Source organism: Dietzia sp. IBK-p2-16D (assembly GCF_057773085.1).
On the sequence record NZ_JBYMTL010000005.1, the window covers coordinates 92,346 to 105,783 of the forward strand.

The following is a 13,438-nucleotide window of genomic DNA, read 5'->3' on the forward strand; positions in this document are numbered from 1 at the left end:
AGATGCTGCTCACCGTCGACGTCGGCAACACCCACATCCGGCTCGGCGTCTTCCCCCCGGGCGGTGGACCGCTCCAGCGCACCTGGAGTATGCGCACCTCGCCGGCGGTGACCTCCGACGAGTTGGCATTGACGATCCGGGGACTGCTGGGGGACTGTGCGCTGCAACTCACCGGGATCTCTGCGATGTCCGTGGTGCCGTCGGTCACCGGGGAGCTACGCCGGATGGCCGCCGACTACTGGCCGGGGCTGCCGGCCGTCGTCGTCGCGCCCGGGGTGAAGACCGGGGTGCCCCTCAAGGTGGACAACCCGCGGGAGGTGGGCTCGGACCGCGTGGTCAACGCGCTCGCCGCCCACTCCCTGTTCGAAGGGCCCGTCGTCGTCGTCGACGTCGACACGGCGACCACCGTCGACGCCGTCTCCGCCCGTGGTGAGCTGCTCGGCGGGGCGATCGCGCCCGGCATCGACATCTCCGTCGACGCCCTCGCCGAACGCGCCGCCGCCCTGCGCAAGATCGAGGTCGTGCGCCCCAGGGGCGCTCTGGGCAAGAACACGGTCGCGGCGCTGCAGGCCGGCATCGTGATCGGGTTCGCCGGTCAGATCGACGCCCTGGTGGACCGGCTGCGCAGCGACGTGGCCGAGTTGGCCGACGCCTCCGTCGTGCTCACGGGGCTGCGTGCGGATGTGGTGGCGGAGGAGTCGCGGACCATCACCGACGTCGAGCCCGAGCTCGCGCTGGAGGGCCTGCGGCTGGTGTTCGACAAGAACGTCTGACCGCTCACCCCGGGCCGGCGGTCAGGCCGACCCGGGGCTCGCGGTCACGCCGCTGTGCGGTAACTGGTCATGGAGACCGAGCCCCAGGCGTAGCCCTTGCTGAACGCCTCGAGCGTTTCGCCGGAGCCCGCCGCCATGCCTGCCGTGTACAGCAGCGGCAGGAAGTGGTCCGCCGTGGGCACCGCGAGCCGCGCGTCGGGGTGCTCGGTCAGTGCGAGGGCGTCCTCCGGTCGGGAGGTGAGCAGGTCCTGGGCGTGATCGTCGAACCGGTGCGCCCAGTCCACGCCGTCGTTCCCGCGCGAGGGGTCCACCGCCGCGAGGTTGTGCACCACGTTGCCGCTGGCCAGCACGAGCACCCCCGAGTCGCGCAGCGCGGCCAGCCTGGTGCCCAGGTCGAAGTGGTAGCTCGCCGGCTTGGACGCGTCCACGGACAGTTGCGCCACCGGGACGTCCGCGTCGGGGAACACGTGGGTCAGCACCGACCAGGTGCCGTGGTCCAGCCCCCAGGAGTCCTGGTCGGCGCCCACCCAGGTGGGCTTGACGGCCTCGGCCACCTCGGCCGCGAGCTCCGGTGCGCCCGCGGCGGGGTAGTCGAACTCGTTGAGCTCACGGGGGAATCCGTAGAAGTCGTGGATCGTGCGCGGTGCGGACATCGCGGTGACCGCCGTGGCGTTGATGTACCAGTGCGCCGACACGGCCAGTACGGCCCGCGGCCGCTCGGGCAGGGACGCGCCGAGGGCGGCCCACTGGCGGGTCCACTCGTTGACCTCGAGCGCGTTGAGGGGGACGCCGTGTCCGATGAAGACGGCGGGCTGGCGTGCGGTCGAGGATGTCGGTGCGGTCGAGGCGGTCATGGTTCTCCTTCTCTCGACTACATGATGCATCAACTACATGGGTGTGCGCCAGTGCGGGTCGGGACGTCCACCCCCTGGGCGGTAGCCACCCTTGCGGCGGATAGACCGGTCTGTCTATTATTTCCCGCATGACCACGCGACGAATGCCCCCGGCCGGACCGGCGGCGTCGGTGCGCGTGCAGCACTGGTGTCCCCGGCCGGCAGGCCCCCGCCCCATCCCAGCCGACCCCACCACTCCCGGGAGCACCGTATGACCACCACCACCATTCGCGCCGCCGCCACTGCCACTGCCACGACGTCGTCCACCACGACGGCCGCGACCGTCATCGCCGCCGTGGACTATCCCGCCGCGGTCCGCTCGGGCGCCCTCGTCGTCGACATCCGGTCCCGCGCCCAGCGCGAGCGTCAGGGAGTGCTCGCGGGCGCCGTCGCGGTGGAGGCGCGGCCCGTCGTGGACCTCCTCGATCCCCGGTCGGCCGCACCCCTCGCCTCCGTCGTCGAGGGGCGGTCGGTCGTGCTCGTCAGCGACGACGGCCTGGACGCCGAACTCTTCGCGCTGGAACTCCACTCACGCGGCGTCCGCGGTGTCCGCGCGGTGGACGGCGGCCACGATGCACTCCGGGCCGTCCGGGCGCTGGGCCTGCTGTCCGAGGCCGACCACCTGCTGCGGGAGCGCTCCGCCATCTCGGCCCACTGAGCCCGGGCGACCGGGGGCGCCGCCCCGGCGACGCCGGTACGGTCGCACCATGACGGACATCTCCGCAGACCTGCTGGCCGAGATCCTCGACGAGGTCCGCGAGGACTCGTCCGGGGACGTCGTGCCCCACCTCGGTGACTACGAGCACCCCAACCCCGACGCCCTCGCGCTGGCGGTCTGCGATCTGGACGGCCACGTCGTCTCTGCGGGCGACGACGAGGTCCTCTTCGACCTGCAGTCCGCGTCCAAGCCGTTCGTCTACGCGCTCGCGCTGGACCAGAAGGGCGTCGAGAAGGTCGCCAAGCGCATCGGGGTGGAGCCGTCCGGGGACCCGTTCAACGAGATCTCCCTCGAGGTCGGCACCGGCCGCGCGCCCAACGCCCTCGTCAATGCCGGCGCGCTGGCCGCACACGCGCTGGTGGGGGAGGAGGACGACGACGAGGACTCCCGTTTCGAACAGATCCGCGTGTTGTTCTCCCGCCTCGTGGGCCGGGAGGTCGAGGTGGACGAGGAGATCATCGACATCGAGGCACGGAGCGCCCACCGCAACCAGGCGCTGGCGCATCTGCTGGCGGAGGAGGGCAACCTGGCCGACGACCCGCACCAGGTGGTGTCCGGGTACGGCCGTCAGTGCGCGATCCGGGTGGACACCCGCGAGCTGGCGCACATGGCCGCGATGTTCGCCGACGGCGGTCGGAGGCCGGGCGACGGCGAGCGGATCCTCGGACGTAGGGCCGTGCGGTACGCCAACAGCGTGATGTTCACCTGCGGGATGTACGACGCGGCCGGGGATTGGGTCTACCAGGTGGGGCTGCCCGCCAAGAGCGGCGTCTCGGGGTGCCTGTTCGCCGTGGTGCCCGGTCGGCTCGGGGTGGCGGCCTACTCGCCCCGGTTGGACGAGCACGGGAACAGCGTCCGGGCGGCCGCTGCGATCGAGGCACTGTCCGATCGGCTGGACCTGCACGTCCTCGACCGGGTGTGAGGCCGTCGGGGCGGGTGCCCACGGGTTCGGCCCCCCGGCCGGGGACGACTATCCTCGACAGTCGTGACCGATTCGACTCCCGCCGCGCCCGGGGCCGCCACCGGTGAGCCCGCCGACGACACCCCTGAGCAGCTGCGTATCCGCCGCGACAAGCGGCAACGCATCCTCGACGCCGGGGGGCAGGCCTACCCGGTGCAGGTCCCCCGCACCCACGGGCTCGCCGAGATCACCTCGGACCCCCGTTTCGCCGAGCTGGAGCCGGGCGAGGAGACCGACGCCCGAGTCTCGGTGGCCGGCCGCGTCCTGTTCGTCCGCAACACCGGGAAGCTGTGCTTCGTCCGACTGCAGGACGGGCTGGATCCCTCCGCAGACCTGTCCGCCCCGGTGGCGGAGGGCGAGGTGGGGCCCCTCACCCCGCAGCTGCAGGTGATGCTGTCGCTCGCGGCCGTCGGCCAGGAGCGGCTCGACGCGTGGAAGCAGGATGTCGACCTGGGTGACCACGTCTCGGTGACCGGCCGTGTGGTCCGGTCCAAGCGCGGTGAGCTGTCCGTCATGGCCGACTCCTGGGTGCTGGCGGCCAAGTCGCTTCGCCCGCTGCCGGTGGCGCACAAGGAACTGAGCGAGGACACCCGCGTCCGCCAGCGCTACACCGACCTCATCATGAGGGACGCCGCCCGGCGGAACGCCGTCACCCGCATCAAGGTGGTCCGCGCCCTGCGCCAGGCTCTGGAGGCCCGCGGCTTCCTCGAGGTGGAGACCCCGATGCTGCAGACGCTGCACGGCGGCGCCGCGGCCCGGCCGTTCATCACCCATTCCAATGCGCTCGATCTGGATCTGTACCTGCGCATCGCCCCCGAGCTGTACCTCAAGCGTTGCGTGGTGGGCGGTATCGAGCAGGTCTTCGAGATCAACCGGAACTTCCGCAACGAGGGCGTGGACTCCTCCCACAGCCCCGAGTTCGCGATGCTCGAGACGTACCAGGCCTACGGGGACTACGACACCTCGGCCACGATGATCCGCGAGGTCATCCAGGAGGTCGCGATCGCGGTGTTCGGCTCCACCACGGTCACGCTCGCCGACGGCAGCGAGTACGACCTCGGCGGGCAGTGGCGCGAGATGCGGATGTACCCGTCCCTCAACGAGGCGCTGCGCGCCAAGCACCCCGAACTGGTGACCGGCGACAACGGCGAGGACACCGTCACGGTCGACTCGACGGTCGACGAGCTCACCGAACTGGCCGGCAGGGTCGGGCTCGAGGTCCCCACCGGCCAGGGGTGGCTGCACGGCAAACTCGTCGAGGAGCTGTGGGAGCACCTGTGCGGCGATCAGCTCGAGGGGCCGGTCTTCGTGCGGGACTTCCCCGTGGAGACCTCGCCTTTGACCCGCGATCACCGCACCGATCGCGGCGTCACCGAGAAGTGGGACCTCTACGTCCGCGGTTTCGAGCTGGCGACCGGATACTCGGAGCTCGTCGACCCCGTGATCCAGCGGCAGCGTTTCGAGGACCAGGCCCGGCTCGCCGCGGCGGGTGACGACGAGGCGATGGTGCTCGACGAGGATTTCCTCGCCGCGATGGAGCAGGGCATGCCGCCCACCACCGGGCTCGGGATGGGGATCGACCGACTGCTCATGGCGCTGACCGGCCTGGGCATCCGCGAGACCATCCTGTTCCCGATGGTCAAGCCGCTGCCTCGGGAGTGACCCGCCGCTGGACAGCTCCGGCGTGAGCACGCGCGCGCTGGCAGTCGGACTGCTCACGGGTGTCGTCCTCACACTCGCGCACGCGGTGCTCCCCGATCGGTGGGCGGTCCTCGCCGGCACGAGTGCCCTGTGGGGAGTCGTGCCGATGCTCGTGTCCCGCCGGCCGGGTGCCAGAGGGATCGACGGGGCCGTGTGGGGAATTCTGGCCATGGTCGGAACGCTGGTCCCGTGGCTCGTCGTCCACGCCGACTCGACGTCGGCTGCCGAGCTGGGGCTCTGGCTGGTCGTCGGACCGGTCGCGGGTGCGGTCTGCGGTACAGCGGGAGCCGCGTCCGCGCGTGATGGTGGCCGTGGCGCGCTCGCCGCGGGCCTGGTTCCCGGGATCGTCGCAGGTGAGGCGGTCTACGGCCTCGTGCTGGTCGGCGGACCGGCGTGGGGTCTCGAATTGGCCGTTGCGCTGGTGCTGCTGGCGGTGGTGTCCCGACCGGCCCGGCGGGCCCCCGCTCTCGGATCGGCGGTGGTGGCGCTCGCATTGGTCTACTTCGCGTGCCTCGGATACGACGCGCTGCTCAGCTGAGCGGTTCAGCCGCCCTCGTTGCCGTCCTCGTCGTTCTCCCACCCCGCCCAGGCCGCCGCCACGAGGTCACGCAACACCTGTTCGTCGACCTTGGCGAGCGTCGTCACATAGAGGCAGCCCTTGCCGGTCTTGTGCGGCCCCAGTTTCGCGAGAAGCTCCTCCGCCCCCGGGGCCCCGAGCAGGCCGTAGAGGGTGAGGGCGGAGGCTCGGGGGCTGAAGCCCACCACGAAGGTGTCGCCCTCGCGGCCGCTGTCGTAGACGTAGTGGCTGTGCCCGTATCCGATGATCGAACCCGCCCACATCGCGGCCGCCGCCCCGGTGACCTCGTCGAACATCGCGAGCAGTCGCAGGCCGTCGTCGACGCGCCGGCCGGCGGGCAGGCCCTCGATCCACTCGCGCGGCCCGGCCCCGGAGGGCAGGAACGCGGTGTTGTCGTTGCGGCCGGTGGCCGGGGGCCGGGACACGGGGTCCGAGAACGCGAGTCCGGCGGCGGTCAGCGCGCCGCGCAGTACCCCGAGCTGGGACGGCCCCACCCCGTGGAGCGCGAGCACCTCCTTCTCCGGGGTGCCGTCGAGCTGTCGCAGGTCCGTGATGCCGGCGGAGTCGAGCGCGCGCGTCGCCGGGGCCGAGAGCCGCGGCAGGGGGAGCGGGGAACCTGTCATGGCCACGACGCTAGACCCGTGGGAACGGCCCGACCAGGCTCGCGTGGAAATCGATCGAGGCCGGATCTGATCACGGCCGGATCTGTCAGAACGCGACGATCTCGTCACCGACCCGCAACTGCTCGAAGAAGTGCGCGGCGGCGTGGTGCCCCAGGTGGACGCACCCGTGCGACGGCTCGTCCAACCGGCCCTGGTGGAACGCCATGCCGCCCACGGTGAAATACGTCGAGTACGGCATTGGGGAGTCGAAGACCCGGCTGTGGTCGTGGCGCACGTGCCGCAGGATCCGGTGCGCGCCCCGGGCGGTCTCGTAACCCGGCTTACCGGTGGTGACGGGGACGGGGCCGTACGTGATGCGGCCGTCGTCGACCATCCAGGCGCGCTTGCCGTCGACGTCGACGCACGCCCGGGCGGTGGGCGGGCACCGTGGCGGTGCCGGCGTCCCGGGCGCGGCGGCGGCACCGGGGCCGTCGCCCAGCAGGGTCTCCCGGGTGAGCCGGTCCACCTCCCCGACCTCGACCGGGCCGCCGGCCAGCACGTCGCGGGCCACGAGGTCCACGTCCGTGAGGTGTTCGGACCGGCCCTGCTCGACCAGGATCCGGCGCGCGACGGAGCGCACCATCCGGTCGTCCACGATGACGGGCCGGGGTGGCTCGTCCGTCACCTCGGCGCCGGCGGTGGTGAGCGCATCCGACGTCGCGGCCCGGGTCGGCGCGGTGGACGGCCCGGTGGACGGCACGGTCGCGGACCCCGCCACTGCGGCGCCCAGCAGCGCGGCGGCGGAAAGACCCGCGAGCCTGGCCCGGCCGGGTGGGCGGGACCTCACTCGTCCCCGTGCGCCACGGGGGAGCGCAGGTCGGGGAAGGCGTACTCGGCCGCCCGCGCGGCCCACGCGGATCCGGCTGCCACCAGGAGGAACCCGAGTGCGGCCACGAAGGGCCCGTAGGTGACGGACGCGTCGGCGGGCAGGCCGGACAGGGTGGGGTCGTCGCTGCCGGTCGAGGACATCAGCGTCCACACGAACGCGAGGTGGGCCGCGAGGACCCCGAGGGCCACGACGGCGGCGGCGGCCGCGAACGCGCCCAGTCGGGTCATCGCCGCGACCCCCACCAGGAACAGGAGGACGACCAGCCCCAGGAACAGCACGGGGGCGACGCTGCGGACGTCGATGACCTCGGTGATGCCCAGGCCCGTGATCCGATTCCCGCCGCTGCTGAGCCAGGGCAGGTACAGGCTGACGAGCGCGAGCGCGAGGCCCACGACGGCGACGAGCGCGCCGAGTCGGTTGGTGACGTGGGGGATGACCTTGGTCCTGGACGGGGTCCGGGTCGGCAGAGGGGTGCGGTGCGGGGAGGGGGGCGTGTACGCGGTCACTGCGATCACCCTTTCGGCGACGAGCGCGTTGTGGTACAAGTCACACCCTAGTCCAGGGGGCTGCGCGGATCCACCGCTCACACCCCGCCCGACGTGCCCGCTCCCCCCGCCGGTGGGGGCGGCCGCGCGTCAGCGTCTCGGGTTGGTCCGGCGGGTCGGTTCGGCGGACATGGGGTCCTCCGGCCACGGGTGCCTGGGGTAGCGGCCCCGCATCTCCGCCCGGACCCCGGGATAGGCCTCCCGCCAGAAGAACGCCAGGTCCCGCGTCACCGCGAGCGGCCGGCCCGCCGGCGAGAGCAGGTGGACCGTCACCGGCACCCGGCCGTCGCAGATGCGCGGTGAGGTGGTCCAGCCGAAGCACTCCTGGAGCTTCACCGCGAGCACCGGCGGGTCCTCGGAGCCGACCTCCGGGTAGTCGACGCGGTACGACGACGAGGAGGGCACCTGCACCCGGTCGGGCACCAGCTCGTCGAACCGACCGGCCGCCGGCCAGGGCAGCAGCCGGCGCAACGCCGGGCCGAGGTCCCGTCCCGCCAGGCGGGAGCCGTGCGCCAGAGCGTCGATCTCCGGCCCGAGCCAGTCGTCCAGTCGATCCGCGAGCCCGTCGGCGGACACGTCCGGCCACGGCGGGCCCAGCTCGCGGTGCGCGAACCCGAGGCGGCGCAGGAGCCGTGCGGCGTCGTCATCGGGTCCCAGGGCGGCGAGTCCGCCGGCCCGGACCGCCGTCGCCACGGCCTGCCCGGCGGCCTCGGGGGAGGGTCGGACCGGTGTCGAGGACAGCTCGATCGCCCCGAGCCGCCGGATGCGTCGCCCGGCGACGGAACCGCGATGGAAGACGGCGGTCTCGTCGTCGTCGAGCAGGTGTGACGCCGCCCGTTCCGCGCCCTCGCGGTCCACCGCCGCGCCGGCGCGGATCACCGCGCCCGCCTCTCCCGCCGCGCGTCCGGAGGCGCGCCCGACCTCGGCCACCGCGAGCCACTCGTGGCCCCCGAGCGCGGAGCCCGGTGGCAACACGGCACCGGTGCCGGACGCGAAGGTGTACTGGTCGCCCCGTCGACGCGCGACGCGGTCCGGGTGGGCGAGCGCCACGACCGTGCCGACGGCGTCCGCCAGCGCGATCCCCCCACCGTGCCCACCGTGCCCGCCGCTCCCGGTGGCCAGACCGGCCCGGCGGTCGCCCTTCGCGATCCGCTCGAGGCGGCGGACCTCCCGTTCCCACGCCGGGGAGTCCGGCGTGCGTCGCGCACGCAGCGCCCGCAGGTCGGCGACCAGGTCGCCACCGGGGGAACGTCGCCCGGACGCGAGCAGCGCGACCACCTCGGCGGCCACCGTCGCCCCGACCAGCCCGGCGCCGTCGAGCAGCGCGCGGGCGTGGCGCGGGTCGGCCGGGACCCGCGCGAGGTCGCGGCCGCGGTCGGTCACGCGGCCGGCGTGGTCGAGCGCACCCACACCGCGCAGCACCGCCTCGGCGCGGGTGATCTCTCCGGCCGGCGGCGGATCGGGCAGCGCGAGCCCCTCGCCGCGGGGAGCGCCCCAGCACGCGACGTCCAGCGCGAACGTGGTGAGGTCCGACGTCGCGATGGCCGGGGTGCGGTGGTCGGGCAGGTGCGCGTATTCCTGCTCCGTCAGGCAGCGCACGGCCACTCCCGGGCCGAGGCGGGCGGCCCGTCCCGCGCGCTGCACGCACGAGTCCCTCGACGCCGAGACCGTCACCAGGCCGGTCATGTCCCGCGCGGTGTCCCGTCGCGGTTCGCGGCTCAGGCACGCGTCCACGACCAGCCGGACGCCCGGCACCGTCAGCGAGGACTCCGCCAGGTCGGTCGACACCACGACCCGCGGCCGGGCGCCCCCGCCCGACCCGACCCGCCTCCCGGATCCGGACACCGCCCGGTCCTGGGCCGACGCGTCCAGGCCGCCGTGCAACGGCAGGACCTCGGCGGCCTCACCCAGCCGCGCCGACAGCGCACGCACGACCCGGTCGATCTCGCGTACACCCGGCAGGAACACCAGCGCGTCGACGCCACTCGCGGCGACCTCGTCCGCCGTCACCGAGGCCACGTGGTCGAGGAATCCGTCGGTGACCCCGCGGGCGTCCAGGCGGGCCGTCGGCGGCGGGGCGTACCGGATCTCCAGGGGGTGCAGTACGGCGGGGACGTCGACGACCGGCGCCGCACCGCCGACCGCCGCACTCCCGACCGCCGCACCCCCGACCGCCGCACCGCCGAGCAGTCGCGCGAAGCGACCGGCCTCGACCGTCGCGGACATCGCCACCACCGGCAGGTCGTCGCGCAGCTGCCGCACCTCACACAGCAGTGCGAAGGCCAGGTCGGACTCGACGTCGCGCTCGTGGACCTCGTCGAGCACCACGGCACCGACGCCGGGTAGATCGGGATCGGCGATCAACCGTCGCACCAGGACCCCCGGCGTCACGAACTCGACACGCGTGTTCCCGCTGACCCGCGAGTCACCGCGGACCGAGTACCCCACCGGGCCACCGGGGTCGGTGCCCGTGAGCTCGCCCAGCCGCCGCGCGGCCGAGCGGGCGGCGACCCGACGGGGCTGGGTGACGATGACCCGCCCCGTCACCCCGTCGGCGACGGCGACCGCGGGCGGCACGAGGGTCGTCTTACCGGTGCCGGGCGGCGCCTGGACGACCGCCGCACCGGCGGTGGCGAGGGCGTCCCGCAGTGCGGGCAGCGCGTCGGCGAACGGGAGTCCGCGGCCGATCCGCTCGAGGTCGAAGGTGTTCACCCCGGCTCGGGCAGGTGACGGGCGCCCCGGGGCCCGGGCTCCTCGGCGTCCGGGTGGATGGTGTCCGAGATGGCATCGAGCCACAGCATGAGCCCGGCCATCGCGGCCGGACCGACCTCGGCGACGCCGACGGCGCGGCCCATCCTGAATCCGCTCCCGCGCACCGCACCTCCGCTGCTCAACCGTGTCCGGGCCATGCTAGTCGGGCCCGGTCCGGGGCGTTCGCTGTCGGCGTACACGTATCGGCAATCATTCACCCACCTGCCGCGTTGCACATTCATGACGGACCTACTGCCACTCCTGTGGCTCCCGTCGTCAGACCGGGCCACTACAGTGGTGAAAACCCGAGGAATGTGAGGTAGCACGATGTTCGAACGGTTTACCGACCGCGCGCGTCGCGTCGTCGTCCTGGCCCAGGAAGAGGCCAGGATGCTCAACCACAATTACATCGGCACCGAGCACATCCTGCTGGGTCTCATCCATGAGGGCGAGGGAGTGGCCGCCAAGGCGCTCGAGTCCCTCGGGATCTCGCTGGAAGCGGTGCGGAGTCAGGTCGAGGAGATCATCGGCCAGGGCCAGCAGGCGCCCAGCGGGCACATCCCGTTCACGCCGCGGGCCAAGAAGGTCCTGGAGCTGAGTCTGCGCGAGGCGCTGCAGCTCGGCCACAACTACATCGGTACCGAGCACATCCTGCTCGGCCTCATCCGTGAGGGCGAGGGCGTCGCCGCCCAGGTGCTGGTCAAGCTCGGAGCGGACCTCACGCGCGTGCGTCAGCAGGTCATCCAGCTGCTCTCCGGTTACCAGGGCAAGGAGGCCGAGGCCTCGGGTACGCCCGCGGGCACCGGTGGTCGCGAGGCCGGGACCCCGTCGTCGTCGACGGTCCTCGACCAGTTCGGCCGCAACCTCACCCAGGCCGCCATGGAGGGCAAGCTCGACCCGGTCGTCGGTCGCGCCAAGGAGGTGGAGCGCATCATGCAGGTGCTCTCCCGGCGCACCAAGAACAACCCGGTGCTCATCGGTGAGCCCGGCGTGGGCAAGACCGCCGTCGTCGAGGGCCTGGCGCAGGCCATCGTCAACAACGAGGTCCCCGAGACCCTCAAGGACAAGCAGCTCTACTCGCTGGACCTCGGCTCGCTCGTGGCCGGCTCCCGCTACCGCGGTGACTTCGAGGAACGCCTGAAGAAGGTCCTCAAGGAGATCAACCAGCGCGGCGACATCATCCTGTTCATCGACGAGATCCACACCCTGGTCGGTGCGGGTGCCGCCGAGGGTGCGATCGACGCCGCGTCGATCCTCAAGCCGAAGCTGGCCCGCGGTGAGCTGCAGACAATCGGCGCCACGACGCTCGAGGAGTACCGCAAGCACATCGAGAAGGACGCGGCGCTCGAGCGTCGTTTCCAGCCGGTGCAGGTCCCCGAGCCGAGCGTGGAACTGTCCATCGAGATCCTCAAGGGGCTCCGGGACCGCTACGAGGCGCACCACCGCGTCACCATCACGGATGCGGCCCTGGCCGCGGCGGCACAGCTGGCGGACCGGTATATCAACGACCGCTTCCTGCCGGACAAGGCCATCGACCTGATCGACGAGGCCGGTGCCCGCATGCGCATCAAGCGGATGACCGCTCCGCCGGACCTGCGTGAGTTCGACGAGAAGATCGCGGAGGCCCGTCGCGAGAAGGAGTCCGCGATCGACGCGCAGGACTTCGAGAAGGCCGCCGGTCTGCGGGACACCGAGAAGAAGCTCATCGCCGAGCGTGCCGAGCGCGAGAAGCAGTGGCGTGCGGGCGACATGGACGTGGCCGCAGTGGTCGACGAGGAGCAGATCGCCGAGATCCTGGGCAACTGGACCGGCATCCCCGTCTTCAAGCTCACCGAGGAGGAGACGACCCGTCTGCTCCGCATGGAGGACGAGCTGCACAAGCGGATCATCGGCCAGGAGGACGCCATCAAGGCGGTCTCGCGGGCGATCCGTCGTACTCGTGCGGGGCTCAAGGACCCCAAGCGTCCCTCGGGCTCGTTCATCTTCGCCGGCCCGTCCGGTGTCGGTAAGACCGAGCTGTCCAAGGCGCTCGCCAACTTCCTGTTCGGCGAGGACGATGCGCTCATCCAGATCGACATGGGCGAGTTCCACGACCGGTTCACCGCGTCGCGGCTCTTCGGTGCACCCCCCGGGTACGTCGGCTACGAGGAGGGTGGACAGCTCACGGAGAAGGTGCGGCGCAAGCCGTTCTCGGTCGTGCTGTTCGACGAGATCGAGAAGGCGCACTCCGAGATCTACAACACCCTTCTCCAGGTGCTCGAGGACGGTCGTCTCACCGACGGTCAGGGCCGCATGGTGGACTTCAAGAACACCGTGCTGATCTTCACCTCGAACCTCGGGACGAGGGACATCTCCAAGGCCGTCGGTATGGGATTCCAGTCCTCCGACAACACCGAGGACGCCTACGAGCGGATGAAGCAGAAGGTCAACGACGAGCTGAAGAAGCACTTCCGCCCGGAGTTCCTCAACCGCATCGACGAGATCGTGGTGTTCCACCAGCTCACGCAGGAGCAGATCGTCCAGATGGTCGACCTCATGGTCAGCCGCGTCGGCGTGGCGCTCAAGGCCAAGGACATGACCATCGAGGTCACCGACCGGGCCAAGCAGCTGCTGGCCAAGCGGGGCTTCGACCCGGTCCTGGGCGCGCGGCCGCTGCGTCGCACCATCCAGCGCGAGATCGAGGACACGCTCTCGGAGAAGATCCTCTTCGGAGAGGTCGCGGCCGGCGAGCTGGTCACGGTTGACGTCGAGGGCTGGGACGGCGAGTCCGACAAGACCGAGGACGCCAAGTTCACCTTCTCGGGCGCCCCGCGTCCCGACGCCCCCGCGGACCGCGAGGGCGAGGCGATCACGGCGAGCGTCGCTCCCACCGGCGAGGCCGGCCCGGGTGACTCGCTCCCGCCGAGCACCGGTGGCTTCGGCGGCGGTTCGACCGGAGGGCCCTCGGGCACCGGCGGCGGGGCGGCTCCCGCCACCACCTGATCCGGTGCCGGTCCGATCGGACCGGGTGACGAAAGAGAACGGCCCC

General features: G+C 72.2%; 12 protein-coding genes. 6 read left to right on the forward strand and 6 right to left on the reverse strand.

Features of this window, described 5'->3' with window-relative positions; all coding sequences use genetic code 11:
* Positions 1-2: 2 nt before the first annotated feature.
* Complete coding sequence (locus AC3DE3_RS11795) at positions 3-773, forward strand: type III pantothenate kinase (protein ID WP_260486623.1); 771 nt, start codon at positions 3-5, stop codon at positions 771-773.
* Positions 774-817: 44 nt separating this feature from the next.
* Here the strand turns inward: AC3DE3_RS11795 and ygiD are convergent, their stop codons facing one another.
* Positions 818-1,627 carry a 4,5-DOPA-extradiol-dioxygenase gene (ygiD, locus tag AC3DE3_RS11800; RefSeq protein ID WP_260486624.1) on the reverse strand — a complete coding sequence of 270 codons (810 nt, stop codon included), beginning with the start codon at positions 1,625-1,627 and terminating at the stop codon, positions 818-820.
* 250 nt (positions 1,628-1,877) lie between these two features.
* Between ygiD and AC3DE3_RS11805 the strand changes: the two genes are divergently transcribed.
* From AC3DE3_RS11805 to AC3DE3_RS11820, 4 genes are all read left to right on the forward strand, one after another.
* Positions 1,878-2,324 (forward strand): rhodanese-like domain-containing protein, encoded by a 447-nt coding sequence (locus AC3DE3_RS11805; RefSeq protein WP_488370108.1) that lies wholly within the window; start codon positions 1,878-1,880, stop codon positions 2,322-2,324.
* 49 nt (positions 2,325-2,373) lie between these two features.
* Entirely contained in the window at positions 2,374-3,306 is a 933-nt protein-coding gene (gene glsA, locus AC3DE3_RS11810; protein WP_488370109.1) for a glutaminase A, read from the forward strand.
* Between the two features lie 63 nt (positions 3,307-3,369).
* Positions 3,370-5,007 carry a lysine--tRNA ligase gene (lysS, locus tag AC3DE3_RS11815; RefSeq protein WP_488370110.1) on the forward strand — a complete coding sequence of 546 codons (1,638 nt, stop codon included), beginning with the start codon at positions 3,370-3,372 and terminating at the stop codon, positions 5,005-5,007.
* A gap of 22 nt (positions 5,008-5,029) precedes the next feature.
* Positions 5,030-5,584: a DUF6518 family protein gene (locus AC3DE3_RS11820; RefSeq protein ID WP_472981515.1), complete on the forward strand. Its 555-nt coding sequence runs from the start codon at positions 5,030-5,032 to the stop codon at positions 5,582-5,584.
* Between the two features lie 5 nt (positions 5,585-5,589).
* Here the strand turns inward: AC3DE3_RS11820 and AC3DE3_RS11825 are convergent, their stop codons facing one another.
* From AC3DE3_RS11825 to AC3DE3_RS11845, 5 genes are all read right to left on the reverse strand, one after another.
* Complete coding sequence (locus AC3DE3_RS11825) at positions 5,590-6,246, reverse strand: DUF1801 domain-containing protein (protein ID WP_488370111.1); 657 nt, start codon at positions 6,244-6,246, stop codon at positions 5,590-5,592.
* An 85-nt stretch (positions 6,247-6,331) separates the two neighbouring features.
* On the reverse strand, positions 6,332-7,072 hold the full coding sequence (locus AC3DE3_RS11830; RefSeq protein WP_488370112.1) for a L,D-transpeptidase: 741 nt from the start codon (positions 7,070-7,072) through the stop codon (positions 6,332-6,334).
* Positions 7,069-7,620 carry a hypothetical protein gene (locus tag AC3DE3_RS11835; protein ID WP_260486630.1) on the reverse strand — a complete coding sequence of 184 codons (552 nt, stop codon included), beginning with the start codon at positions 7,618-7,620 and terminating at the stop codon, positions 7,069-7,071. The genes AC3DE3_RS11830 and AC3DE3_RS11835 overlap by 4 nt, the downstream gene beginning before the upstream one ends.
* Positions 7,621-7,749: 129 nt before the next feature.
* Positions 7,750-10,371, reverse strand: coding sequence for an ATP-dependent helicase HrpB (hrpB, locus tag AC3DE3_RS11840; RefSeq protein WP_488370113.1), 2,622 nt, complete (start codon positions 10,369-10,371; stop codon positions 7,750-7,752).
* A complete protein-coding gene (locus tag AC3DE3_RS11845; RefSeq protein WP_260486632.1) occupies positions 10,368-10,514 on the reverse strand; it encodes a hypothetical protein in 147 nt (48 codons plus the stop codon). Before AC3DE3_RS11845 ends, hrpB begins: the two co-directional genes overlap by 4 nt.
* Positions 10,515-10,737: 223 nt before the next feature.
* Here AC3DE3_RS11845 and AC3DE3_RS11850 point away from each other — a divergent pair, with 223 nt between their 5' ends.
* A complete protein-coding gene (locus AC3DE3_RS11850) occupies positions 10,738-13,392 on the forward strand; it encodes an ATP-dependent Clp protease ATP-binding subunit (RefSeq protein WP_488370114.1) in 2,655 nt (884 codons plus the stop codon).
* Positions 13,393-13,438: the final 46 nt, after the last annotated feature.

What these genes read in the sequence shown, in the direction of transcription:
- AC3DE3_RS11795 (WP_260486623.1), top strand. Translation starts at nt 3, where the DNA reads ATGCTGCTCACCGTCGACGTCGGCAACACCCACATCCGGCTCGGCGTC.
- ygiD (WP_260486624.1), bottom strand. Translation starts at nt 1,627, where the DNA reads ATGACCGCCTCGACCGCACCGACATCCTCGACCGCACGCCAGCCCGCC.
- AC3DE3_RS11805 (WP_488370108.1), top strand. Translation starts at nt 1,878, where the DNA reads ATGACCACCACCACCATTCGCGCCGCCGCCACTGCCACTGCCACGACG.
- glsA (WP_488370109.1), top strand. Translation starts at nt 2,374, where the DNA reads ATGACGGACATCTCCGCAGACCTGCTGGCCGAGATCCTCGACGAGGTC.
- AC3DE3_RS11825 (WP_488370111.1), bottom strand. Translation starts at nt 6,246, where the DNA reads ATGACAGGTTCCCCGCTCCCCCTGCCGCGGCTCTCGGCCCCGGCGACG.
- AC3DE3_RS11845 (WP_260486632.1), bottom strand. Translation starts at nt 10,514, where the DNA reads ATGGGCCGCGCCGTCGGCGTCGCCGAGGTCGGTCCGGCCGCGATGGCC.
- AC3DE3_RS11850 (WP_488370114.1), top strand. Translation starts at nt 10,738, where the DNA reads ATGTTCGAACGGTTTACCGACCGCGCGCGTCGCGTCGTCGTCCTGGCC.